Here is a 24,795-nt window from a genome sequence, read left to right as displayed (position 1 = left end):
AAGAATCTGTTTTTATTACATCTAATTTGAAAAAATAGAGCAAATAACAAATTAATGGTAAGATTATTCTGAAAATAAAATAAGGGGGATACCAATGCTTACAAAAGAACAAATCGCAAACTTATTTCGGAATTTTTCTGAGAATGAATGTAAAGGATCAAGTGATTTATACGAGTATTTATCAATAGAAATTTCTGAAGATGAGGAAGTTCTTACGTTAGCTTCCTACGCACAACCTGGTCAACCAATCCCAAACTTATTATTAGGTGCAGTCCATTATTTATTGTTAAAAGGAAAAGAACACAGTTTAAAAAGGTATTATTATAGTTTAGTTGAAGATGCTGATACAAATTTTGAAAATGCCTTTTACCAATTTAAAGATTTTTGCCATGTATATCAAGAAGAAATTATCTCTTTATTACAAACGAAACTTGTTCAAACGAATGAAGTAAGACGAGGTGCCTATTTATATCCAAGTTTCTGTTACATATTTAATAAAGTGAACAAACCATTGGCGTTAATAGAAATTGGTACAAGTGCGGGATTACAACTATTTTGGGATCAATATCGTTATTCATATGGAACGGAAGAAATGTATGGAAATAGACAATCAAATGTTCATTTACAATCAGAAATAAAAGGGGAGAAGAAGCCCTCCTTTTTAGAACAAAGTCCACCTGTTATGGAAAGAATCGGACTAGATTTACATGTGAATAATTTAAATGATGAAGAAGATTATTTATGGTTACGCGCGCTTATTTGGCCAGAACATAAAGAAAGACTTGAACTATTCGATCAAGCAGCAACGCTTGTAAAAGAAAAATCAGTACAATTAATTGAAGGGGACGGTGTAGCACTTCTTCCAGCCATTGCAAATCAAATAAGGGAAGATGCTGTAATCTGCATTTTCCATACACACGTCGCAAATCAAATACCTGAAAATGTAAAACATAAGCTAGAAAAACAAATTAAAGAAATAGGTGCAAAACGTGATGTATTTCACCTATATAACAACATGTGGGACCGTGACCTTCATATTGATTATTATATTAACGGAAACGAATATTGTGAAACTGTTGGGGAAACGGAAGGGCATGGGAGATGGTTTAGTTGGGGGCTTGGGGATAAGCCGCTTTGTTAATGTAATCCTATATAGGATGGAGACATTTTGTTTTAAAATTAATTTTTTTGATTAATATGACAATAATTTATGATAAGTTGTATATAAGGATAAAATAAAAAGGATGATAAGCATGCAAAAGAGACCAGAGGCAAATGAATATAACCCGTATTATTCAACGTACATAGACTTAATACCAGATGGAGATATCATACATATTCTAGAGCAACAAATGAAGGAAACGAATCTTTTGTTGAAGGATATTTCTGATAGTGAGGGACATTTTAGATATGCTCCTAATAAATGGAGTATAAAAGAAGTAATCGGTCATATTGCGGATACTGAACGTATCATGGCGTATCGATTGCTTTCCATAGCAAGAGGCGAGACAGCAGAACTTCCTGGATATAACGATGATATGTATGTTCTTAGAGCAGCTTTTGATAAGCAATCTATGCAAGATCTTCTTGAGAATTTAACAGTTGTTCGCCAATCTACTATGCATTTGCTTAAAAGTTTAGATAAAGAAGCTTGGTTACAAAGGGGAATTGCGAACAATTCTGAAGTCACGGTTCTTGCATTAGCAAACATTATTGCTGGTCATGAGCTTCATCATCGTCAACTTATAAAAGAACGTTATTTGGGTTCTAATGCATATCCAGCATGTTAAAATATGAAAATAAAAAGAGAATGATTCATAGGGAATTTCTGAATTATTCTCTTTTTATTTTTCTGCGTATCAGTGGAATTATAAATGTTTTTTTACAAGGTCTATTCCTTCTCGTTGATGCTAATCGGGGGCACTATACATGCCCATCAAGTTAAGAGTGGGTATTGGGGTTTGTGTAGCAATGAAACCAAATCACGCAATAAGCATTAGCGAACATTAGAAATAGTAAAAATGCCACTTTTTCCTGTTAAAACGGGGTGATTTTAAATTTCAAATTCTTCTTTTACAACAGTCGCTAGTCCATCAATTGATTTACGTAAATCTGTTTCCCCTTGTGTAAGATATACTTTTTCTATTGTGATTTCTGACGGCTTATTTATTAGTAAATTCATCGGGAGTCCAAGTAGCGATTTCATTCCCAGGTGCAGCAACTACAAGCCAATCATCAAATTGGACCCCAGCTTGCCAGCATTCATAATAGTCATGAAAACCATTTACAAACATGATTTGCCCATTTTCAAATGTAATAATTAAATGCGGAGTTGCCTTACCTAGTTGTATGTCTGTAACTTTTTTTCTTCTCATTTCAAAAATTCTCTTATATTCTTCCTCCTCAGTATAATCGTCAAATTCATCCTCATTAGAAGGGTACTTTTCTGGTGGAGTATGAAATAAAAACCATTTCGATTCGATGTTGATATATAATTGCCCATCATAATCAACTGCAGCTTCAAAATTTGTAAAATGAATTTTTATAGTTGTTGGAGAAATACCAAATTACAATCCATCAACTTGTGCTCCTATGAAGAGATGTTTTAATACATTTTCAGCATAAAGTTTGTCTTCTTTGTTCATTATACGAATCCTCCTTTCTGTAAAATATATAGTATATTTTCATTGTAATAAATAAATTTTTATGTAAAATGAACCTTTTGTGAGAAACGGGCGAATATAGTGTGAAAGCTCATGAGAGGGGAACGTAATTTTGGATGAAGTAGAATTAAAAGAATGGCTGTATAAAATGGAGTCTGGGGACCAAGAAGCCTTTCGAGTTATTTATAAATTAGCAAGTAAAGATATTTATAGACAGTAGTATTTTTATTAGGGAATCAAAAGCAAGATGTCAAAATTGATGAATGTACAGCTTGTTAAATAGTTCAATATTTTTGATTTTTCTCTGGCTGCATAAGTATGATGTTTGTAGGAGGGGATCATATGAGTATACACAAAAAAATCATAGCGATTTCAGGAAGTATTAGGGAAGGATCATCCAACACAAACATATTAAAAACTTTAGCAGCATTTATTCCAGAAGGTATAGATTACACTATTTATAATGGGATAGAGGAACTACCTCATTTTAATCCGGATGTAGATCGAGTTGGAGCACCGGTTGTTGTTGAAGAATTTCGAAAGACATTAAGTGAAACACATGCACTTATTATTTGTACACCAGAGTATGCAAAAAGTATTCCAGGAGTTTTGAAGAATGCTTTAGAATGGCTTGTTTCATCAGCGGAACTTTATAAAAAGCCAGTGGCTATTATAACAGCTTCACCATCAATTACGGGAGGGGATAAAGCCCATGAATCTTTATTACTTACACTAGGTATGCTAGATACAATTGTCGTTCAAAATGGCTCGTTATTAATCCCATCTGTGCGAACTAAATTTAGTGATGATGCAAAAGTAACAGATGAGGATACAAAGAAAGCTCTTATCTCTTTAGTTCAAAGTGTAGTAGACGAGATAAAGAAATAGTGATTTAGTTCGTATTAAGGTGAAAATGGGACTTTTATAATAAAAAAAGATAAAGGCAATGCTACGGTTAGTTCAAATGTAGCATTGCCTTTTTATATAGTTAAATATATGTACTCAAAATCTCCCCAGGCAATCCATCAATCTCGCAAACTTTTTCAGATGTAAAACCAACGTTTAGTAAAATCTTCCGAGAGGGGGTATTGCTCGGATCGATAATTGCTTTTAGTACGCTTACATCTGTCTGCTTCGCTATTTCAATTAATTCTCTTGCGATATAACTACCATATCTTTTTCCCCAGTGCTCTGGCAAAATCATATACCCAATTTCAGCTTCTTTTACATTATCTTCATTCACTGTTACATGTCCAAGGCCGATAAATTCATTTGTTGCACTGTCATAAACTTTATAAGACCCAAACAGTTTATGTTTTTCATTGCGCCTTAACAATTTTTCATAGTCGTTTTGTGCCTCTTCTAGCGGAATAGCACGCTCTGTAATTTGTGCCATCACTCTTTCATTTGATACGAGGTGGAAATATGGACTAAAATCTGTTGCTTCAAATTTTTTGAAATGCAGTTTATGCATAGGGTCCCTCCAAACGAATTTTTATTAGTTCTTCAGAAAAGATAAACGATAGTTAAATAGTGATCTCTATTTGATTGCCTTCCGGATCACTAATTACACTTTCGTAATAGCCATCTCCAGTGAAACGTGGTCCATTTAATAAAGGAGAACCAGCTTCTTTTAACGTTTTTGTTAGTTCATTTACACGTTCGTCACTACCAACAGAGAAAGCCATGTGTGCATAGCCAGTGATATTTAGGTTAGGCTCGTTTTCTATGCCTTTCTTACGCATAATTTCAAGGCGCGCTCCAGATTCGAATGTAATAAAATAAGATTCAAAGTGTTTTGCTTCATTATGATATAAAGAGTTTGCTTTACCGTTAAAGTACTTTGTATAGAAAGTACGCATTAATTCTAAATCATTTACCCAAATTGCTATATGTTCGATTTTCATTCGTTTCACTAACCCATTCTTTATGTAAATTAAAAAATATGTACTCTGTAATAATTAGCGAAATTCAACAACACTAATTAGATGTTCACTTTATTAAATTTGCATGCATATTGCAAGAAATAAGAATGGACGTTAGGAAAAAGCGGATTGTAATGAAAAAAAATTATTAATGGTATTAGATAATTTTTAAGTCATAACATGCATACAATGTCTAATTAAGTGAATTACGTACGTCAAAATTTCAAATAAGGAGGGACATTTGTGGGGCAATTTGAACAAATGGTGATTGCCGGTATTTCCATGTCTTTTATACTGTCTATTATGATATTAGGGTCTACGTATTATAATCCTCGCCTTTGGTTAAATGATTATCCGAAAGATATTCAAAAAGTAGTTTTGCCAAAATCGATAAATGAAAAAAAACAAACGTTTTATTTCGGAATTATTTACAATATTATTCTCTTCGGAACGCCTTTAGTTTCTACATATATACTACATCACCATGGAAAATTATTGTATATTGAGGCCTATTTACATACTTTTGGGATTGTAATGATTTTCAATTTAGTAGATTTATTAATAATCGATTGGCTTATATTTTGCTGGATTACTCCAAGATTTGTTGTTATTCCTAGTACTGAGGAAATGAAAGGATATAAAGACTATAAGTTTCACTTAAGAGGTGCAATAGCTGGAACGCCATTTTTAGCAATTGTAAGTTTATTTTTGGCAGGAATTGCGACAACTATCTAGTGTGAAGTAGAAGGTCATGAAGAGTTTATAGAAGATAAGTAGATTTATAATGTATAGAATTAGAAATGAAAATTTGATAATATTGGAGTAGAAAGTTTTAAAAACAGTATATTAAGTGGTATTAATATACTGTTACAAATGTTTTGATACTCTGTGGAATTCCCTAATTTTATGGAAGCATTTGATAGAACTCAAAAAAACGCAATGGAGGCTAATATGAAAAAAATAATTGGCGCAGCAACAGCAACAGTTCTTGGATTGGGGGCTTTTACCACATCTGCTATCGCAGAAACTATCGTAACAGCGGATGTACTTAACGTACGTGAAAAGCCAACTACGGAATCAAAAATTGTCGAAAAAGTAAAAGAAGGACAAAAGTTAAAGGTCATACATACTGAAGAAGGATGGTCAAAAATTGATTTAAATGGTAAAGAATTATTTGTAAGTTCGGAGTATACAAAAGATATTTATCATGTAACAGCAAACCTATTAAATGTACGTACTGAAGCAAACACAGAATCAGAAATTCTTGGCAGACTGAAACAAGATGATGTAATTGAATCAACACATCAAGTAAAAGATGGATGGCTGCAATTTGAGTATAAAGGAAAAACAGCTTATGCAAATGTTTCTTTCCTATCAAGTACAGCACCAATTGAAAAGAAAGCTGAAGAGAAAACGAAGCGAGTAGCGAAAGTACAAAAAGCAGTTAAAGCAAAGGAAGAAGTAAAAACGCAGAAAGAAGCAAAAGTACAAGAAATAGCAAAAGCGAAAGAAACAACAAAAGAGCAGAAAGAAACGAAAGCAGAAGAAATAGTAAAGCCTAAAGAAGAAGCGAAAGTAACAGAGAGAGTAAAAGTTAAGGAAGAAACGAAAGCAGAAGAAATAGCAAAGACCAAGGAAGAAGCAAAAGTACAAGAAATAGAAAAAGTAAAAGAAGAAGCGAAAGCGCAAGAAATAGCAAAAGCTAAGGAAGAAGCAAAAGTACGAGAAATGGAAAAAGCAAAAGCACAAGAAATAGCAAAGGCTAAGGAAGAAGAAAAAGCGCAAGAAATAGCAAAGGCTAAGGAAGAAGCACAAGAAATAGAAAAAGTAAAAGAAGAAGCGAAAGCGCAAGAAATAGCAAAAGCTAAGGAAGAAGCAAAAGCACAAGAAATAGAAAAAGTAAAAGAAGAAGCGAAAGCGCAAGAAATAGCAAAAGCTAAGGAAGAAGCAAAAGTACGAGAAATGGAAAAAGCAAAAGCACAAGAAATAGCAAAGGCTAAGGAAGAAGCAAAAGCACGAGAAATAGAAAAAGCAAAAGAAGAAGCAAAAGCAAAATCGCAGGAAATAGCAAAGGCTAAGGAAGAAGCGCAAGCACGAGAAATAGAAAAAGCGAAAGCAAAAGAAGCAACAAAGACACAAGAAGTATCTAAAAATAACACACAGTCTGCTAAACGTGAATTAACGGTAGTAGCGACAGCATATACTGCTGATCCAAGTGAAAATGGTACATATGGTGGACGCGTTTTAACTGCGATGGGTCATGATTTAACGGAAAATCCTAATATGAGAATTATTGCAGTAGATCCGAAGGTAATCCCATTAGGATCTAAAGTATGGGTAGAAGGTTATGGAGAAGCTATTGCTGGTGATACTGGTAGTGCTATTAAAGGAAATCGTATTGATGTTTTAATGGGTTCAAAAAGTAAAGCTATGAACTGGGGAAGACAAACTGTTAAAGTGAAAATTTTATAATAATGGTTATCCAAATAGAAGTCAGTTCTCTTTATTGAGACTGGCTTTTATTTTTTACCTTAATGTGATTCATTGAAAAAATTTGAAGGATATGTAAAAGAATAAAACCTTAATTTTGCTGCTGAGTACCGTGAGCAGTAAAAGTAACCCTATTGAATTATATAATCCTTATTTGTATTTCTGACAACCATATTGTTCTTCTATCACTATTAAAATACAATTAGATAAATAGGAGAAAAATATTCATAAAATAGTAATTGTTTTATTTAGTCTTATACTAGGGTTTATAACGTTCCAAATCCCTATAGTGTCAGAATGGATACAGAACTCAGTCTTCTTGTAAATTGTTATTATTTTATTATCGTATTCATACCAAAAAGATAACGGTGATAAGAATGAGAAAAATGATGATTAGCAACAATAAAAAATGTTTTATGTACCGAAAGTTATTAAAAGATTAGTATCGAGGATTACCTTTATAAGCGAGAAGAGGATAGAATATGACAATGGAATTATATGGCGAACATTGGGATGGAATAAAAGGGTATAGAGTAATGGAAGGGAAAGATTCATATAATCATTATTTCGGTGGTCAAGATTGTGAAGTACCATTGTGTAAGTTATGCGGTGAGAAAATGCATCAAATTTTTTGTTTTGATTTGAAAGATGAGAAACTTGCTGAACTTAAAAATGATGAATTGATTGTATTACCATTCATCTCTTGCTTGAATTGTGCGATGGTGTGGGAGCCGCAATATTTTCAATTAAGTAATGGGGGCAAAACGGTACAAATAATAAAACAAGACAATACGGAAGAGTGGATTATGGAAGCTGAGTATAAGCTACCGGTCAATCTTCCAAAAACTAATGTAAAGCTAACGAATATGAAAAATGAAGATATACCTACTGATGAAGATAGTTACTGGGAAGCTTTTGACTTATTCGGTTCGGAATATGTATGTAGATTGGTAGGAGCGCCCCTATACGATGATGTTCCAGAAGATTTAGGATGTCCAACTTGTTCGAAAGAGATGAAATATGTTGCTACAATTACACAAGATCTTGAAGAACGGGAACTTATTTCAGTAGTTGATTTCCAGTTTGGGGAAATGAATATATATTATTATGTATGTAAAGATTGTTCCGTTATGAAAACTGAAATTCAAGGAATATAAAAGAATAAGACTGACATAAAAAGTCAGTCTTATTTTTGATGTGTCACATCATTAAGAATCGCATGAAAGATGTCTTTTTGAATGAAATCATCTGTAAAAATAGTTTCTTTATCAACTTCAATTGTATCGTGCGGGTTATACCATTTCCTCAATAAATCTTCTCCAAATTCAAGTCGTTTTTCTCTCGTATTATGCCGTTTAATTGTTTCATCTAGCGATAAATCGAAGTAATATGTATATGCGTTTCCGTCAAAATAATGTATTAATTCTTTCAACATATCTCCATATCTACGACTGTTTAATATACCTTCTAAAATGACAAATTCACATTTTCCTTTTCCGTACTTCGTAATCTCAAAAATTAAATCATGAGATAGGTTGCCCAATGTGTCGTGAACTTTTAGCATTTCCCTACGAACGACATCTTGAGAGACTAGAAGTGTTCCGTGACCGAAATGTTCTTGTAATTCTTTTGCGATTGTTGTCTTACCGCTTGCGGAGTTCCCTCGAAGAATGATTAATGTTGATTTCAAAGTCTCATCTCCTATGTGTTTTTATTAGACAATTTTCAGTAGGGCTATATTAGATTTTCAGAATAAACTCGTTTACAGAGCTTATTTTAGCTTTGTAAACGAGTGGTGTTATGCGAAGAGTTATTGTACGAATGTATTTTGTCCAGATGCAATTTTCCACGTATCTTTTTCTTTAACCATAACATACATAGCGAGGCTACTTTGTTCATTTTCTATTATCGTTCCTTCAGAAGTTGTTGGATATTGTTTAATGTGTACGATAGCTACATCGGAACGTATGAAATGAATGTCTTCAATTTCATACTGTGCATAAGAGTTGTGAAGTGGTCCTGCTAAAAGAATTTTGTGAGCTTCATTGATTTGTTTCCAGCCCGAGAGGCGAATTCCTAAGACATTTACCCATGAAGCTTGTAATGTAAAGTGACGATCAAGTTCATCGGCATCATGTTTATTGAATGCAGCTTCAACTTCATGAATGGTTTGTTCAATGTGCTTCATCCCTAATTGTAATTCTTCTTTGGAATTATAGTATTTAGTCATGTGAATTCCTCCAATTTATTGTTTATTACTTTTATTTTATTACGGGAAAATCACATTATCCTCCAACGATAGTAGTATTTATTTTAATTAAAATATAGGCGGAAGTATGATTTGTAGCAAGGGGAATGAAATGAATTTTTCGATAATTAAATAAGGTTAAGTATATAATCAATGTAATGGATAATAAAGAGGGATGTTAAATAGAGTAAGTAACAAAAAAGGCTCAGTCTTTTTGGAAGCGAGACTGGGTATGCACTCTTTTTGCATTTCTTGTTATGCAATTCATATTTTTCTTCTGTGACTTAAACTCATGGTGGCCTCCGAAATTTAGTGAAGGGGGATTATTTGAAAGAATTATGAACTCACAGTTCTTTACAGAAACATTTGCTCCGTATAAAACTTCACAATTTAACTTGTATACAGCATTTTTTATCATTGCATTACTACTATATACGCATTAATAGGCGCAATTAAAGATTTAACATCAAGGGAAAATACAAAGATTTAAGCTATTAACAAAGAGGTGTAATATGCTATTTCAAAAAGAAAATTTATCGGTTAGATACGTAACAAAAAACGATGCATCTATCATTTCAAAATGGTTAACAGATCCAGAAGTCCTGCAGTACTACGAAGGAAGAGATAATCCGCAATCTATAGAGAATGTACTTGAACATTTTATACATAATCCAAATAGTAATGAAAAACGATGTCTAGTAGAATTCAATGAAATATCGATCGGTTATATACAAATGTATCCTGTTGATTCTGAATGGAAAGCTTTATATGGATATGAAGAATCACAAAATATATGGGGCATGGACCAATTCATCGGTGAACCAGTGTATTGGGGAAAAGGAATTGGCACAAAACTTGTTCAATCAGCAAGTACATACATTATGGAGAGTTTAGGAGCAGAAGCGATAGCGATGGATCCTAGAGTAAATAATGAACGTGCGATAAGCTGTTATGAAAAATGTGGATTTAAAAAGGTGAAGATTTTAAAGGAACATGAGTTACATGAGGGGAAATTAGAAGATTGTTGGATGATAGAATTTAAACTATCATAATGAATATGCAAAGGCTTATACAAACAAAGGGAGCTGTGTGAAATGAAAAAAGCATTAATAGTTATTGATGTGCAAGTGGGTATGTATACAGCAGGAATGCCAGTACATAATGGGGAAAAGTTTTTAGAAACATTACAAAATCTTATTGAGGAATGTCGTTCAAATAGTATTCCGATTATTTATGTACAACATAATGGGCCAAAAAATCACCCGTTAGAAAAAGGTACAGCTGGCTGGCAAGTACATGCAGCGATTGCACCACAAGATGGTGATAGTATCGTTGAAAAGACGACGCCAGATTCATTCCATAAGACAAACCTAAACGAAGTGTTACAAGGAAAAGGGATTGAGCATGTTATTATTTCAGGAATGCAAACAGAGTACTGTGTTGATACGACAACGCGAAGAGCGTTTAGTGAAGGGTATAAAGTAACATTAGTAAGTGATGCACATAGCACATTTGACACAGATGTATTACGCGCTGAAGATATTGTAAAACATCATAATGTTGTATTTGGATCATTTGCAGATGTTATTACGTTAAAAGATTTAAAAGTAAAAGCGTAATTACAGAAGTTGCTGTCTCTTAATGGGGCAGCTTTTTTATTTGAAGATAGGCTATCAAACTTTGTCGATAAATCGATATTTCTTGTCGAATTGTTGATATAATTTCATTCACCGTATTGATATCACAAAAAAACAAAAAGGAGTACCACATTATCAACAAGGGTACTCCTTCACCAAAACGTTATTTCTTCTTATCTTTATCCAACACATTCTGTTCTTCAGCAAACTCGGTACCATATGCAAACCGGCGATTAATTCGAATGTTATCATTGCTGTGCCTTGTGTGGGAATTAGAAAAGCGATGGACGATTACTTCTGATAATGTAAAGACGATGGCAGAAAGGATACTGCCCCATGCAATTTGCATGTAGTTGTCTAATAAAATATTACCGAAAATCCAAACACTTAAGTACGTAAGTAAGAAATCCGTCATAATGGCAGCGGAATTGCCAATTCGATTTAAAATAATTTTATCAACAAACATATAAGAAATGATTGTGACGAAGAGACTAAAAGAAATGATTTGGACGAGCGTTGCTGGGAAAAATAGAGCTAGTCCGATACTAAAAGCGATGATGCATGATATAAATTTGATAAGTATTACAGTAATATCATTCAATATTTACACCTCCCATTTATACATAGTTTTACAATAAATACAGGAGTTCATACATTGGAACGGTTTAATTTAGATAAAACTTTATCATGCTGAAATTTTATCTAAATATTAAAAAAATAATCAAAAAATGTTATAGTGAAATGAGAGCGTATGACATTTTTAGGTAAGGGGGAATCCGGGATGTGGATAACTTCAGAAGTAGAAATTCCAGATGAGTTAATCGATCACCTTGAACAAGGTAAGTTAGTATTATTCGTTGGAGCAGGAGTTTCTATGAAGGGGAAATCAAACTTACCGAATTTCGATGATTTAGTTGATGAAATTTCGAAAGCTTTATATGTCGAAAGGCGTGAGATGACAGAACCCCACGATTATTATCTCGGTAAAATTGCGAAAACGAAAGATGTGCATCAAGTTGCAAGAGACCTCGTTAATATAGAAAAATCAAAACCAAATCCATTACACTATGCGATTCCAAGGCTGTTTCCGTTAGATACGGATGTTCGAATTGTAACGACAAACTTTGATCAACATTTTACGTCTGTAATTACAGAAATGAATAGAGAGCTGAATATTTATTATGCACCTGCTTTACCGACAGGGAGAGCGTTTAAAGGGTTGGCTTACATACATGGGAATGTAGAACAAGAGAAAGAAGCTTTAATTTTAACGGATGGTGATTTTGGAAGGGCTTACCTAACAGAAGGGTGGGCGAGACGATTTTTAGTTGATCTATTCTCAAATTACACTGTTTTATTCGTTGGGTATAGTCATAATGATCCTGTAATGAAATATTTAGCAACAGGCTTACCACCGAGTACAAGGCGTTATGCTTTCGTCGCACAAGGTGATAATACATATCATTGGGAGCATTTAGGGATAAGACCGATTGTGTATCCGAATAAAGCAAATAATCATCAGGCGCTTGTGAAAGCGGTGAAGCGGTGGGCGGAATTAATGGGGGATAATTATATTACGAAAAGAATGCGTATTCGTGATATTGTAACCGTTCCTCCATCAGTAGAGCAGGAGCAATTATCCTATATAAAACAGTCAATAAAAAAAATTGAAACCGTTCGGTACTTCGTTGAATTTGCTCGTGATTATGAATGGGTGGAATGGCTTGAAGCAGAAGGGAAACTAAGAAATTTATTTCTGCTTACAGCAAATTATGATGAAGTAGATGAATTGCTTGCGGAATGGTTAGTGGAGCAATTTCTATTTAGTCATCAAAAAGAACTATTTCAATTGATTTTTAAAAATCATTCTAAAATATCCCCGTTATGGTGGCGAACAATTTGTAGTTACTTAAACGAAACGAAAGAAACGATGGACCCTTTGTTGTTTGCAAGATGGACATTGCTTTTATTAGAAACAGCAGAGAAAGATAGTAGCTCTATTGAAATAATCACATATTTATTGCAAAAATGTTCTTTCCCTGAGCATAAAGAAATTGGCTTGTTGCTATTAACGTTTATTTTAGATGGGAAACTTAAATTGAAGCGTGTAAGAAGATGGGGAAATGATACGCAAGAGTCGATTGAACTCGAGGAATCGAGTCGTATACCGATGCCTATTTTTTCTCATGTGGAGCGAATTTGGAAAGAGAAAATGAGACCACATATCGCTTACTACGCAAATCCGATTATGGTTACGGGGTTAGAAAAGATACAACTATTGTCATTAAGACAAAATGCACTGAAAAGAAGAGATAGAGAAATTTCAGAGCAGGAGTTACAGCAAAATGATTTTACATTTTTAATTCAAATTGTAAAAGAGTGTCTTACATATTTATGTGAAAACAATGAGAAAAAAGCAAATCATTATATTACAGAAATGATAGAAACTGATAGTGTACTTCATAAGCGAATTGCAATTGAAGCAATGATTAATAATGTATTCGTTACAGCGGATGACAAACTGAAGTGGTTGTTACATGTAGATGTTCTGTTAGATTTCACATGTAAACATGAAGTGTTTCAACTTTTAAAGAATTATTACGCAGATGCTTTAGAGGAAACGAAAGAAGAAGTAATTCAACATGTATTAGAGTATCTTGCAGAAGAGAGGGCGTTTGATGCTTGTCTTGTATTAGACTTACTATTCACGTGTGATTCGAATAGTAAGTGTACGGCGGAAGGATACGAGCTAATGAAACAGAAACACCCCCATTTTTCTTCAGATCTATACAGTGTTCCAAAGAAAGAGGCAAATGAACAACGTATTACATGCAATGTAACAGCTGATGGATTACTACAGCTGAAAGACGATGAAATAATGGAGCAAGTTCGGCAATTTTCAAGAGACGGTGTTTTTGAACAACGCCATTTTTTAGAGATGTTATCAAAAGCGTGTAAATTGAATGTAGAGTGGAGTATTTCGTTTGCTTATCAACTAGTAGGCGTGCACGAAATTAGTAATGAAGTATGGTTTGTGTGTATAAGAGAGTGGCGAAATAACCGGAATTTGACGAATGAACAAATTCAAAAAATCATTCCGTTATTGCAGAAATTTATTAGAAATACTGCTTTTCATTGGCTAATTAGTAGTTTTCTATATGAAATTAGCAATCGATTAGAAGAGCTAGAAGAAAACAGTATACGGGTTGTAAAGCGCTTTGCTTTTTCAGTATTTCCACATGTTATGAGAGGGGAAACAGATTTTAAAATTGGAAAACAAGAGTTTTACAATGAGTCTATACAGCATCCTGTTGGGAAGATGACAGCTGTATTGCTAAAACTGTTAGCGTACGATCACTTATATGATCGCAATGTATATGAATATTTATTTTTATTTGAAGAACAGGTAAGGGTTACTTCGGAACGAACGAACTTTATGTTAGCTCGTTTAACAGCAGATATTACGTTTTTATACCATATTGAGAAGCAATGGTGTCGGAAAAATGTACTACCTTACTTAGATTTAAAGAAAGAAAGTGAGCTTACGAAATATGCGTGGGCGGGATTATGTTATACGCAAATTAATCTACCTTTGTTTACAGAAATAAGACGATATATTAAGTATGCAGTAGAACATTTAGATGCACTACATCCATATACGAGAGAAGCATTTTTAAAATGGCTTAGCTTTGTATTTATTAAATGCGTATTATATTGGGAGCAAAAAACAGATTGGTTATATCCACTTTTGATGCAAGAAAACGAAGAGAATAAAATTAAATTTATGCAGTATTTATGCTACTACGTAAAAACGTTAAGTGGTAAGGAACAACAAAAATTTTGGACAGCGTGGCTTAGTGTGTTTTTAAGAGAACGTCCGAAAATGGGCGTAATAACAACGAGAGAATATATGATGCTTTTACGTATTGTTTTATGCATGGATGAGGTTTTAGAAAAAGGATTAAATATTATTTCTAGTAAATTTCAAGGTGTGGAAGGACAATCTAATCAAGAAGAAATGAAACAGTTGTTTATAGAGATACTTGAAAAGAAAGAGCGTATGAAAGCGTATAAAGAATTGTATGCAAATGTGTTTTTTACTTTACTGCAGACGTGTCAAGAAGCCGATTTACTTGAAAGTGAGATCATACAAGTAAAAGAACTATTAACCAGGTATGAAGTAGAAAGACATGTATTAAATTTAATAGAAAATGAAATAATTCGCATCGGAATCGTAACGGAGAATTTACAAGAGGAATCATAGGGCGGAAGTGGAATTTTAAAAAAATATATAAAAAGTTATTGACAGTGTTTTGAAAAGCGTTCTATAATACGAATCATACTTATTCAATTTCAAAAACATTTGAATAAACAAAGTGCAATGAAGAGATCACAGTAGTGGTTAGTCTTACTGTAACAGAGAGCTGGTGGTTGGTGTGAACCAGTACAGGGATAATCATGAATTACAGTCTTGGAGCATCTTTTTCGTAGTAAAGATACTATTGTCTTTATGAAGGAAAAGCGGTCAAATGATCGTTAACAGTGAAGAGAGGTAGACAGAAATATAGTCTACAACTAGGGTGGTACCGCGATAAATATCGTCCCTACTGATTTATTCAGTAGGGACTTTTTGTATTTTAGTGGTCCAACTTGAAAATAAAATAGTCATGCATTGAAAGGAAAAGCAGTAGTTGTTGTTTCCCTGTAACAGAGAGCTGGTGGTTGGTGTGAACCAGTACAAAAACAAGAGCGAATTACAGTCCTGGAGCATCTTTTTCGTAGTAAAGATAGTTATTGTCTTTATGAAGGGAAAGACGGTCAGATGATCGTTAACAATGAAGAGAGGTAGGCGAAATAAGTCTACAACTAGGGTGGTACCGCGATAAATATCGTCCCTACTGATTGAATCAGTAGGGCTTTTTTGTACAAAAAAGTGGCTTATTAACTAGTAGTTAGTGTCTTTATGGTAATTATTAGTTTAAAATAAGAAGAGGTATCGATTCCACTTTAAATTTGTATAATTAACCAGTTCAGAAAATAGAGAATTTTTTATTCTCTTACTATACTTTTAAAACATTAGAGGAGGATTTCCAAATGGCAAATCATGAATTAGATCAATTACGTAAACAGGTAGATGAAATTAACTTACAACTATTACACCTATTAAACAAACGCGGTGAAATCGTTCAAAAGATTGGGGAGCAAAAACAAGTACAAGGTACGAAACGCTTTGATCCAGTACGTGAGCGTGAAGTACTTGATATGCTTGCAGAGCATAACGAAGGACCATTCGAAACGTCAACGATTCAACATATTTTCAAAACGATTTTCAAAGCAAGCTTAGAATTACAAGAAGATGATAACCGTAAAGCATTACTAGTTTCACGTAAAAAGAAAAAAGAAAATACAATTGTTAATGTTAAAGGTGAATTGATTGGAAACGGAACACAAACGTTCATCATGGGACCTTGTGCGGTAGAAAGTTTAGAGCAAGTTCGCCAAGTAGGGCAAGCGATGAAAGATCAAGGACTTAAATTAATGCGCGGCGGTGCTTTCAAACCGAGAACGTCTCCATACGATTTCCAAGGTTTAGGAGTAGAAGGTTTACAAATTTTACGACAAGTAGCAGATGAGTTCGACTTAGCGATTATTAGTGAAATTTTAAATCCGAATGACGTAGAAATGGCGCTAGAATACGTTGATGTAATTCAAGTTGGAGCACGTAACATGCAAAACTTCGATTTACTACGAGCTGTAGGTAAAGTTAATAAGCCAGTATTATTAAAACGTGGATTAGCAGCAACAATTGATGAGTTCATTAATGCAGCGGAATACATTATTGCACAAGGTAATGACCAAATTATTCTTTGTGAGCGCGGTATTCGCACATACGAGAGAGCGACACGTAACACATTAGATATTTCAGCAGTACCGATTTTAAAGAAAGAAACACATTTACCAGTTATCGTTGACGTAACACATTCAACTGGACGTAGAGATTTACTATTACCAACAGCGAAAGCAGCACTTGCTATTGGAGCAGATGCAGTAATGGCTGAAGTTCATCCAGACCCAGCAGTTGCGTTATCAGATTCTGCGCAACAAATGGATATTCCAGAATTCCATAGATTCATGGATGAGTTAAAAGGTTTCAAAAATAAATTATCTTAATTCCATATCATAAATGCACTGAAGAGGAAACAGTAGTGCTTATCTCACTGTTAAAGAGAGCTGATGGCCGGTGTGAATCAGTACAAAGGTAAGCATGAATTACAGCCTTGGAGCATCTTTCCCGCCAACTTTTGGAGAGAAAGACGGTCAAACGATCGTTAAAGAAGAAGAGAGGTAGACGAAAGAAGTCTACAACTAGGGTGGTACCGCGATAAACATCGTCCCTACTGAGCGCTCAGTAGGGACTTTTTTGTACAAAAAAATAGTAAAGGGGCAAGAGAAATGAGATACATTACAGCTGGAGAATCACATGGGCCGCAGTTAACAGTTATTTTAGAAGGTGTACCAGCAGGTTTAACATTAACAGCGGAACATATTAATAAAGAATTATTAAGAAGACAAAAAGGGCATGGGCGCGGAAGACGCATGCAAATTGAAACAGATACAGTTGAAATTGCAAGTGGTGTACGTCACGGAATGACACTTGGTTCACCAATTACGTTAATCGTAAAAAATGATGATTTCAAACATTGGACGAAAGTAATGGGTGCTGAACCAATTTCGGAGCAAGAAAGTAAAGAAATGAAACGTACTATAACGAAACCACGTCCAGGACATGCGGATTTAAACGGGGCAATTAAATACGGCCATCGTGATATAAGAAACGTATTAGAGCGCTCTTCTGCAAGAGAAACGACAGTTCGTGTTGCTGCTGGTGCAGTTGCGAAACAAATTTTGAAAGAACTAGGTGTGGAAATCGCAGGACATGTTCTTGAAATTGGTGGGGTACAAGCGAAGCGTATTTCAAACTTACCAATTGAAGAAATTCAAACGATAACTGAAAATTCACCAGTTCGATGTTTAGATAAAGAAGTAGAACAAGAAATGATGAATGCGATTGATGATGCGAAAAGTAGCGGAGATTCTATAGGCGGTATTGTCGAAGTCATTGCAGAAGGAATGCCAATTGGAGTTGGTAGCTACGTTCATTACGACCGCAAATTAGATGCAAAACTTGCCGGTGCTATTATGAGCGTGAATGCGTTTAAAGGTGCTGAGATCGGAATTGGTTTTGAAGCGGCAAGACAGCCGGGAAGTAAAGTGCACGATGAAATTTTATGGGATGAAGAAAAAGGATACACGAGAAATACGAATAATGCCGGCGGTTTAGAAGGCGGTATGACAACAGGTATGCCAATTGTCGTAAGAGGCGTAATGAAGCCAATTCCTACATTATATAAACCGTTAGCAAGCGTAGATATTGATACGAAAGAAGCGTTCCAAGCGAGTATTGAGAGATCTGATAGCTGTGCAGTACCAGCAGCAGGTGTTGTAGCTGAAGCTGTCGTTGCATGGGAACTTGCCGGTGCACTAGTCGAGCAATTCGGAAAAGATCGCATGGAATTACTAAAACAAAATATTTCGCAACATAACAAATACGCAAAAGAATTTTAATGAAAAGGTGGATTTAACATGCGAGTAAAAGATCAACTATCATCATTACAACCGTATAAACCAGGTAAATCACCAGAGCAAATGAAAGAAGTATACGGGAATCATTCATTTGTTAAGTTAGCATCAAATGAAAATCCATTTGGCTGTTCACCTCGTGTTTTAGGAGAATTACAAAAATCGTGGCAGGAACATGCTTTATATCCTGACGGAGGTGCTGAAGTACTCCGTCAAACAATTGCAGAGAAATTACAAGTGCAAATGGAACAAGTGCTTTGTGGTAGTGGACTTGATGAAGTCATTCAAATTATAAGTCGTGCAGTGCTCTGTAAAGGAGATAATATCGTAACTGCTGGCGCGACATTCCCTCAGTACCGTCATCATGCAATTATTGAAGGCTGTGAAGTGAAAGAAATTGCTTTAAAGAACGGTGTATATGATCTAGATGAAATTTCTTCAGCAGTTGATGAACATACAAAAATCGTATGGATTTGTAATCCGAACAACCCGACAGGCACATATGTGAATGAGCGAAAATTGACTCAATTCATTGAAAGCATTAGTGAAAATACGTTAATTGTCATTGATGAAGCGTACTATGAATACGTAACAGCAAAAGATTTCCCTGAGACATTACGGCTTCTAGAAAAACATAACAACATTCTTGTACTTAGAACGTTTTCTAAAGCGTACGGATTAGCTTCTTTCCGCGTTGGTTATGCGATTGGACAGGAAGAGTTAATCGAGAAATTAAATGTCGTACGTTTGCCATTTAACGTATCTTCATTAGCGCAAAAAGCAGCGACGATTGCTTTTAACGATGAAGCGTTTATTGAAGAAATAGTTCGTGTTAATACAGAAGGATTACAACAATACGAGAGTTTTTGTACAGAAAATGAAATTCCATTTTATCCGTCGCAAACGAACTTTATCTTCTTGCCGGTAGATGATGCTGGGGAAATTTATGAAGCTTGTGCGCATGCAGGGTTTATTATTCGTCCGTTCCCAAATGGTGTCCGTATTACAATCGGAACTAGGGAACAAAATGAAGGAGTGATTTCAGTGTTAAAACAACACTTTGAAAATAAAAAAGGTAAGTCTCGAGATGAGGCAAATGTGTAAAAAGGTAGTATTAATCGGTACTGGATTAATAGGAGGCTCTCTTGCATTAGCGATTAAAAAAGAGCACGATGTAACGATTATCGGTTATGACATATTTAAAGAGCAAGTAGAGCGCGCAAAAGAATTACATGTAGTTGATGAAGTAGCAGTAGATTTACAGCGTGCATGTGAGGAGGCAAATTTAATTGTATTTGCCTCTCCAGTTGAAGAAACGAAAAAGTTGTTACACAAACTTGCATCATTTCATTTACGAGAAGATGTCATTGTTACCGATGTAGGAAGTACGAAAGGGACAATCATGAATGAAGCAGAAGCTTTATTAACAAAGCAAGTTTCATTTATCGGCGGACATCCGATGGCAGGTTCTCACAAAACAGGAGTTGAAAGTGCGAAGGCGCATTTATTTGAAAATGCATTTTACATTTTAACACCGATGAATCATGTATTAGATGAGCGAGTAGAAGAGTTGAAAGAATGGTTAAAAGGAACAGGCTCTCATTTTCTTGTATTAAATACAAAAGAACATGATTATATAACAGGAATAGTTAGTCATTTCCCACATTTAATTGCAGCAGGATTAGTAAAACAAGTTGAGAAACATGCTGGTGATAATCCGCTTATTCATCAACTAGCGGCAGGCGGATTTAAAGATATAACACGTATTGCATCAAGTAGTCCGAAAATGTGGAGTGATATCGTAAAGCAAAATCGAGGGCATTTATTGGAACTATTAGAAGAATGGATTTCAGAAATGGAAGAGCTATATAAGACGGTTTCTAAAGGAGATGCAGGAGAAATACAAAGTTATTTTGCAGATGCGAAAGAATATCGTGACTCTTTACCAGTTCGAAAAAGAGGGGCAATTCCTGCCTATCACGACTTATACGTCGACGTTTTAGATAAAGTAGGGGCATTAGCCCATATCACAAGCATTCTAGCAGAAGAAGAAATTAGTATTACGAACTTGCAAATATTAGAAGCGCGAGAAGGATTGCTCGGAGTTTTACGAATTAGTTTCCAAAGAGAAGAGGATCGAACGCAGGCAAAAATTGCGCTCGGAAAAGAAGAATACCAAACGTATGAAACAATTTAATGAGGAGGGTGACAACGTGAAAGAAAAAACAGTACAAACTGTAAATAACGGATTGAATGGCAAAATTACAATCCCTGGAGATAAATCAATTTCCCATCGCGCTGTCATGTTTGGCGCAATCGCGGAAGGTAAAACAACAATTAAAGGATTTCTTCCTGGTGCGGATTGTTTAAGTACTATTTCTTGTTTTAAAGAAATGGGAGTAGAGATTACACAAAATAGAGACGAAGTTACGGTAATTGGAACAGGATTAGAAGGTTTACAAGAGCCAAAAGCTGTATTAGATGTTGGTAATTCGGGTACAACGATTCGATTAATGTCAGGAATACTTGCAAACACACCATTCTTTTCTTGCGTGCAAGGTGATGCTTCAATTGCGAAGAGACCGATGCAACGTGTAACAAATCCACTAAAGCAAATGGGTGCAAAAATTGATGGCCGAAAAGAAGGAACGTTTACGCCGCTCACAATACGAGGCGGGAATTTAAAGGCGATTGAATATACTTCACCGGTAGCAAGTGCGCAAGTGAAATCAGCTATTTTACTTGCAGGCCTTCGCGCAGAAGGTGTAACAGCTGTTACAGAACCTCATATTTCCCGCGATCATACAGAAAGAATGCTTGAGGCGTTTGGCGTTACAGTAACTCGCGTGGGGAAAACAGTGAAACTAGCAGGAGGACAGAAGTTAACCGCAACAGATGTTCAAGTGCCAGGTGATGTATCATCAGCGGCATTTTTCTTAGTAGCAGGTGCAATTATTCCAAATAGTAAACTACTATTACAAAATGTGGGAATGAATCCGACTCGTACAGGTATTATTGATGTTCTTGAGAAAATGGGCGCTACGTTTACTGTAGAGCAGATTAACGAAGGAGCATCAGAACCTGCTGCAAATATTACAATTGAAACATCGCCGCTGAAAGGAATCGAAATCGGTGGAGATATCATTCCACGACTGATTGATGAAATCCCAATTATCGCTTTAGCGGCAACACAAGCAGATGGAATTACAGTCATTAAAGATGCACACGAGCTAAAAGTGAAAGAAACGAATCGTATCGATACAGTCGTTGCTGAACTAACGAAACTCGGAGCCCGTATTGAAGCGACCGACGACGGAATGATTATTTACGGTAAATGTAAGCTAAAAGGAAATACAGTACATAGTCACGGTGATCACCGCATTGGAATGATGCTTGCGATTGCCGGCTGTATAGCTGAAGGAGAAACAACGATTGAAGATGCAGAAGCAGTAGGTGTATCGTATCCTACATTTTTTGAAGAACTGCAAACGTTAGCTAAATAAATTGATGAGAAGCAGATGCGTAATGTATCTGCTTTTTTATGTTAGATTGTTTCTAAATCGATATCTTTTGTTGAAACATCCTCGTAATTTCACTTACCGAATTATAATAGTTTGAATTGTGGTATAATTCAAACGAGGAATGGAGGAGAAATATATGAACGTTATACAATTAAAAGAAGATAAGTTTAGAGAAGCATTACGTTTATCAGAATATGCTTTTCAATATAAAGCAAATGAAGAACGAGTAGAGCAGCAAATTACACGAATGAAGGAAAGCCATCAAATATACGGTATTATGGAAGGAGAAGAGTTAGCTGCAAAGTTGCACTTAATTCCTTTTCATATTTACATAGGAAAAGAAAAGTTTAAAATGGGCGGCGTTGCGGGGGTAGCGACGTATCCGGAATATAGAAGAAGTGGATATATAAAAGAGTTACTTCAGCATTCACTACAAACTATGAAAAGAGATGGATATAGTGTATCGATGTTACATCCATTTGCAGTTTCATTTTATCGTAAATACGGCTGGGAACTTTGTGCGAATCGAATCGTATGTCAGATGACAAAGAGCGATTTAATAATTAAAAAACAAGTGAATGGTACAGTGAAACGTTTTAGTAAAGATAATCATCCAGAAGAAGTAGAGAATCTATATGAAACATTTGCAGAACGATTTTCTGGTATGTTAGTTCGCGGACGTAAATGGTGGCTACAAGCGGTGTATCATGATTTAACATTGGCAGTTTACTATGATGAAAATAAAACGGCGGCTGGTTACATTTTATACAAAATAGAGAATTCTAAAATGACAGTAAAAGAATTTGTCCCATTACATAATGAAGCGAGAAATGGCCTTTGGAATTTCATTTGCCAACATGATTCTATGATTAAAGATCTAGAAATGATACTAAGTGAGACAGAACCACTTCTTTACACATTACAAGAACCACGAGTAAAAGCAGAAGTAACTCCATATTTCATGGGAAGAATTGTAGATGTAGAACAGTTTTTCAAACAATATGAATGGAACTGGAACAACGAAGAGAAAGAAGTAATTTTACATATTACAGATTCATTTGCTCCGTGGAATAACGTAACGGTTCAACTTAAAAATAATGAAATAACAATCGTTAAAGAAGAAACAGCAAAAGAAAATGGAATTCAAATCGATATTAATGCGTTATCTACTATTATGTTTGGTTACAAGCGACCGCTAGAATTAAATGAAATAGACTTAATAAGCGGTAGCGAAGAGGAGATACGTGCATTTGAGAATGTAGTGCCGGTGCGTAAGCCGTTTATTTATGATTTCTTTTAATTAATGTCATGTGCTATGTATGAGTAACAAAGTACTATAATGATAAACTTTTTATTATAGTACTTTTCTATTTAATAGAGTGAAATCATTGTTTTAGGAGGAAAAGTAAAATGATTAGGCAAGCCGTAGGTGCGGTCGTATTCTAACACAGTGAATTTTTATTGGTACATAAGGTGAAAATTAGTGACATAGATGGAGAATATGCTATGTCAAAGGGGGAATGGGATTTTCCTAAAGGTGGAGTGAAACATACAGATAATGATTTAGAGAGTGCTATTTTGAGAGAGCTGGAAGAAGAAACTGGATCTACAAAGTTTAAAGTTATAAAACAATTTGAAGATAAAATTTGCTTTGGCTTTCCTGAAGAACTCAAAATGAAAATTGGATATGAAGAGCAAGAAACTACTATGTTTTATGTAGAATATATAGGTGACAGAATAGATTTACATCCAAAAGATAATGAAATAAGTCAAGTTCAATTTTTTAAGATACAAGATGTATTGAGGGTTTTAAGTCATGATGATACAAAGAAATTTTTTGATGGGATAACGCAAAAAATGTATTAATATCTTAATTGAGTGTGTTATTTGATAAATGTTTCAATAGCGTATTTACACACTTGACTTTTAATCCATGTAATTTATAATTATAAACGGAATGAATTTTCATTCCTAAAAATTGAGGTGAGAAAAATGGCTAAAAATAAGCAAGAGGATATTTTTGATGCTGGTATAAAACTTTTCGCAGAGCGTGGTTACGATGGTACGACAATTCCGATGATCGCTGAAAAAGCAAATGTCGGCGCTGGTACTATTTATCGCTATTTTGAAAATAAAGAGGCACTCGTTAACTCATTATTTTCAAAAAGCATGATACAGCTATCTGAAACAATAAAAACTGATTTTCCTGTTGAAGCAAATATTCGAGAACAGTTTAGTCATACGTATAACCGTTTATTTGAATTTGCGAGAAACAATGTGGATGCTTTTCTTTTTACAAATTCGCACTGTGATAGTTATTTTCTTGATGAACAGAGTAAGAAAATATTTGACGATTTTATAGGCTTCTTTATGAATATTATTGAAGATGGAATCGAAAAAGGTTTTCTTCGTCCATTGCCTATAATTGCTTTAATTATTATTGTATATCAACCGCTTGAAAAATTAATAAAAGTAATGGCGACAGGGCAATTAGAATACTCAAAAGAATTAGTAAAAGAATTGGAAGAGAGCTCTTGGAATGCTATTAGAATCATTTGATTCTATAGCTTTATAAGGACAGGAATGAACATTCATTCCCAAATAAATATAAAAAATGATTACAGGAGATGATATATCTGTACAATTAAAGGAATGAATATTCATTCCGTA

General features: G+C 34.7%; 24 protein-coding genes, 2 pseudogenes and 3 other annotated features. Of the genes and pseudogenes, 19 read left to right on the top strand and 7 right to left on the bottom strand.

Going from position 1 to position 24,795, the window contains the following annotated elements; all coding sequences use genetic code 11:
- Window positions 1–94 precede the first annotated feature (94 nt).
- Both LCF45_RS14465 and LCF45_RS14460 read left to right on the top strand, forming a co-directional pair.
- Window positions 95–1,141: a DUF2332 domain-containing protein gene (locus LCF45_RS14465; protein ID WP_263892837.1), complete on the top strand. Its 1,047-nt coding sequence runs from the start codon at window positions 95–97 to the stop codon at window positions 1,139–1,141.
- Between the two features lie 112 nt (window positions 1,142–1,253).
- On the top strand, window positions 1,254–1,790 hold the full coding sequence (locus tag LCF45_RS14460) for a DinB family protein (protein WP_016127168.1): 537 nt from the start codon (window positions 1,254–1,256) through the stop codon (window positions 1,788–1,790).
- A 263-nt stretch (window positions 1,791–2,053) separates the two neighbouring features.
- On the opposite strand, the gene tnpB is transcribed toward LCF45_RS14460, so the two are convergent.
- Together tnpB and LCF45_RS14450 are read right to left on the bottom strand one after the other, a co-directional pair.
- Window positions 2,054–2,182 (bottom strand): IS66 family insertion sequence element accessory protein TnpB, encoded by a 129-nt coding sequence (gene tnpB, locus LCF45_RS14455; protein WP_002185576.1) that lies wholly within the window; start codon window positions 2,180–2,182, stop codon window positions 2,054–2,056.
- Window positions 2,163–2,561, bottom strand: a complete 399-nt coding sequence (locus LCF45_RS14450; protein ID WP_263894888.1) for a hypothetical protein — start codon at window positions 2,559–2,561, stop codon at window positions 2,163–2,165. The genes tnpB and LCF45_RS14450 overlap by 20 nt, the downstream gene beginning before the upstream one ends.
- A gap of 214 nt (window positions 2,562–2,775) precedes the next feature.
- Here LCF45_RS14450 and LCF45_RS14445 point away from each other — a divergent pair.
- Window positions 2,776–2,915 (top strand): annotated as a pseudogene (locus tag LCF45_RS14445) (RNA polymerase subunit sigma); the annotation flags it as partial.
- Window positions 2,916–3,005: 90 nt separating this feature from the next.
- A complete protein-coding gene (locus LCF45_RS14440; RefSeq protein ID WP_088291005.1) occupies window positions 3,006–3,551 on the top strand; it encodes an NADPH-dependent FMN reductase in 546 nt (181 codons plus the stop codon).
- 100 nt (window positions 3,552–3,651) lie between these two features.
- On the opposite strand, the gene LCF45_RS14435 is transcribed toward LCF45_RS14440, so the two are convergent.
- Window positions 3,652–4,137: a GNAT family N-acetyltransferase gene (locus LCF45_RS14435; protein ID WP_078203504.1), complete on the bottom strand. Its 486-nt coding sequence runs from the start codon at window positions 4,135–4,137 to the stop codon at window positions 3,652–3,654.
- A 52-nt stretch (window positions 4,138–4,189) separates the two neighbouring features.
- Window positions 4,190–4,570, bottom strand: coding sequence for a VOC family protein (locus LCF45_RS14430; protein ID WP_078203503.1), 381 nt, complete (start codon window positions 4,568–4,570; stop codon window positions 4,190–4,192).
- A gap of 261 nt (window positions 4,571–4,831) precedes the next feature.
- On the opposite strand from LCF45_RS14430, the gene LCF45_RS14425 reads away from it, so the two are divergent.
- The 3 genes from LCF45_RS14425 (at window position 4,832) to LCF45_RS14415 (ending at window position 8,235) form a co-directional block, all read left to right on the top strand.
- Window positions 4,832–5,323, top strand: a complete 492-nt coding sequence (locus LCF45_RS14425) for a hypothetical protein (protein ID WP_002127879.1) — start codon at window positions 4,832–4,834, stop codon at window positions 5,321–5,323.
- A 216-nt stretch (window positions 5,324–5,539) separates the two neighbouring features.
- The gene (entB, locus tag LCF45_RS14420) at window positions 5,540–7,060 is read left to right on the top strand and encodes a cell wall-binding protein EntB (protein ID WP_254865057.1); all 1,521 of its coding nucleotides are present in this window, start codon (window positions 5,540–5,542) and stop codon (window positions 7,058–7,060) included.
- A gap of 500 nt (window positions 7,061–7,560) precedes the next feature.
- Window positions 7,561–8,235 (top strand): hypothetical protein, encoded by a 675-nt coding sequence (locus LCF45_RS14415; RefSeq protein ID WP_016120402.1) that lies wholly within the window; start codon window positions 7,561–7,563, stop codon window positions 8,233–8,235.
- A gap of 29 nt (window positions 8,236–8,264) precedes the next feature.
- On the opposite strand, the gene LCF45_RS14410 is transcribed toward LCF45_RS14415, so the two are convergent.
- Both LCF45_RS14410 and LCF45_RS14405 read right to left on the bottom strand, forming a co-directional pair.
- The gene (locus tag LCF45_RS14410; protein WP_002127873.1) at window positions 8,265–8,768 is read right to left on the bottom strand and encodes a kinase; all 504 of its coding nucleotides are present in this window, start codon (window positions 8,766–8,768) and stop codon (window positions 8,265–8,267) included.
- Window positions 8,769–8,888: 120 nt separating this feature from the next.
- A complete protein-coding gene (locus tag LCF45_RS14405; protein ID WP_263892835.1) occupies window positions 8,889–9,308 on the bottom strand; it encodes an SgcJ/EcaC family oxidoreductase in 420 nt (139 codons plus the stop codon).
- 212 nt (window positions 9,309–9,520) lie between these two features.
- Between LCF45_RS14405 and LCF45_RS14400 the strand changes: the two are divergent.
- The 3 genes and pseudogenes from LCF45_RS14400 to LCF45_RS14390 all read left to right on the top strand — a co-directional run.
- A pseudogene (locus LCF45_RS14400) lies at window positions 9,521–9,816 on the top strand (YfzA family protein); the annotation flags it as partial.
- A 22-nt stretch (window positions 9,817–9,838) separates the two neighbouring features.
- Window positions 9,839–10,378, top strand: coding sequence for a GNAT family N-acetyltransferase (locus LCF45_RS14395; protein ID WP_002127871.1), 540 nt, complete (start codon window positions 9,839–9,841; stop codon window positions 10,376–10,378).
- Between the two features lie 42 nt (window positions 10,379–10,420).
- Complete coding sequence (locus LCF45_RS14390; protein ID WP_201031270.1) at window positions 10,421–10,945, top strand: cysteine hydrolase family protein; 525 nt, start codon at window positions 10,421–10,423, stop codon at window positions 10,943–10,945.
- A gap of 181 nt (window positions 10,946–11,126) precedes the next feature.
- Here LCF45_RS14390 and LCF45_RS14385 read toward each other — a convergent pair whose 3' ends face one another.
- The gene (locus LCF45_RS14385; protein ID WP_002127868.1) at window positions 11,127–11,564 is read right to left on the bottom strand and encodes a YndM family protein; all 438 of its coding nucleotides are present in this window, start codon (window positions 11,562–11,564) and stop codon (window positions 11,127–11,129) included.
- A 150-nt stretch (window positions 11,565–11,714) separates the two neighbouring features.
- Here LCF45_RS14385 and LCF45_RS14380 point away from each other — a divergent pair, with 150 nt between their 5' ends.
- The 9 genes from LCF45_RS14380 to LCF45_RS14340 all read left to right on the top strand — a co-directional run bounded on the left by LCF45_RS14380 (window position 11,715) and on the right by LCF45_RS14340 (window position 24,684).
- On the top strand, window positions 11,715–15,227 hold the full coding sequence (locus LCF45_RS14380) for a DUF4020 domain-containing protein (protein ID WP_078422379.1): 3,513 nt from the start codon (window positions 11,715–11,717) through the stop codon (window positions 15,225–15,227).
- Between the two features lie 108 nt (window positions 15,228–15,335).
- Window positions 15,336–15,572, top strand: a binding site (T-box leader).
- A gap of 54 nt (window positions 15,573–15,626) precedes the next feature.
- Window positions 15,627–15,863, top strand: a binding site (T-box leader).
- Window positions 15,864–16,057: 194 nt separating this feature from the next.
- A complete protein-coding gene (locus tag LCF45_RS14375) occupies window positions 16,058–17,134 on the top strand; it encodes a bifunctional 3-deoxy-7-phosphoheptulonate synthase/chorismate mutase (RefSeq protein WP_002013433.1) in 1,077 nt (358 codons plus the stop codon).
- 9 nt (window positions 17,135–17,143) lie between these two features.
- Window positions 17,144–17,363: a binding site (T-box leader), on the top strand.
- Between the two features lie 53 nt (window positions 17,364–17,416).
- Window positions 17,417–18,589, top strand: coding sequence for a chorismate synthase (aroC, locus tag LCF45_RS14370; RefSeq protein ID WP_002013434.1), 1,173 nt, complete (start codon window positions 17,417–17,419; stop codon window positions 18,587–18,589).
- A gap of 18 nt (window positions 18,590–18,607) precedes the next feature.
- Complete coding sequence (gene hisC / locus LCF45_RS14365) at window positions 18,608–19,708, top strand: histidinol-phosphate transaminase (protein WP_063225784.1); 1,101 nt, start codon at window positions 18,608–18,610, stop codon at window positions 19,706–19,708.
- Window positions 19,701–20,801, top strand: coding sequence for a prephenate dehydrogenase (gene tyrA / locus LCF45_RS14360; protein ID WP_002131144.1), 1,101 nt, complete (start codon window positions 19,701–19,703; stop codon window positions 20,799–20,801). The genes hisC and tyrA overlap by 8 nt, the downstream gene beginning before the upstream one ends.
- Window positions 20,802–20,817: 16 nt before the next feature.
- Entirely contained in the window at window positions 20,818–22,107 is a 1,290-nt protein-coding gene (aroA, locus tag LCF45_RS14355; RefSeq protein ID WP_002013437.1) for a 3-phosphoshikimate 1-carboxyvinyltransferase, read from the top strand.
- 154 nt (window positions 22,108–22,261) lie between these two features.
- On the top strand, window positions 22,262–23,425 hold the full coding sequence (eis, locus tag LCF45_RS14350; protein ID WP_263892832.1) for a GNAT family N-acetyltransferase: 1,164 nt from the start codon (window positions 22,262–22,264) through the stop codon (window positions 23,423–23,425).
- Window positions 23,426–23,586: 161 nt separating this feature from the next.
- Window positions 23,587–23,991: an NUDIX domain-containing protein gene (locus LCF45_RS14345; RefSeq protein WP_002032786.1), complete on the top strand. Its 405-nt coding sequence runs from the start codon at window positions 23,587–23,589 to the stop codon at window positions 23,989–23,991.
- A 126-nt stretch (window positions 23,992–24,117) separates the two neighbouring features.
- On the top strand, window positions 24,118–24,684 hold the full coding sequence (locus tag LCF45_RS14340; protein WP_002185597.1) for a TetR/AcrR family transcriptional regulator: 567 nt from the start codon (window positions 24,118–24,120) through the stop codon (window positions 24,682–24,684).
- The last annotated feature ends 111 nt before the right edge of the window (window positions 24,685–24,795 follow it).

The sequence above is a fragment of the Bacillus sp. 41-22 genome, from assembly GCF_025809295.1.
In the GTDB taxonomy this organism is placed as follows: domain Bacteria; phylum Bacillota; class Bacilli; order Bacillales; family Bacillaceae_G; genus Bacillus_A; species Bacillus_A mycoides.
This window is presented reverse-complemented; position numbering and strand designations above follow the sequence as displayed.